This window comes from Shigella sp. FC1967, from assembly GCF_001743005.1.
In the GTDB taxonomy this organism is placed as follows: Bacteria; Pseudomonadota; Gammaproteobacteria; order Enterobacterales; family Enterobacteriaceae; genus Proteus.
In genome coordinates, this window is the sequence record NZ_MIIZ01001269.1 from 1 (window position 1) to 429 (window position 429).

At 52.4% G+C, this 429-nt stretch carries 1 pseudogene; it reads right to left on the bottom strand.

The features are described 5' to 3' along the window. Positions 1–257: pseudogene (locus BHE89_RS20960) on the bottom strand (plasmid replication protein); the annotation flags it as partial. Between the last annotated feature and the right edge of the window lie 172 nt (positions 258–429).

Genomic DNA, 429 nt, shown 5'->3' on the forward strand with positions numbered 1-429 from the left:
TCGATGATGGCTGGCTTCACCTTCACCGTGAACTGCTGGCCTCTGATGGAGCATTGTCGCGTCACTACAGCGTTGGACAAATCTTCATGCTCACGCTTTGGTCCAATGTACTTAGGCAGCGCATCGTAGATCTCGATGGTGTTGGAGTAGTCGTCTTTCTTGGCCGGAGATTCAATAATCTCAAACAGGCTCATTTGCGGCGAGTCTTTGATTACGTCGAGTTTCTCCAGGTCTTTGTCTTTGGTTCTCTTGCTCATGATTGTTCCGTCGATACTTTCTAGCTGGTGGTCCATGCCGCCAGCAGTGTCAAAACTCCCGCTGCTACCGTTGCTGAAAACACTAGCTGGTAGATGCGACGCTTAGCCCCCGCAGTGCTGCTCATGAAGCGCAGGGCTGCCGCTTCATACCGGAAATGGGCGAACTCACCCC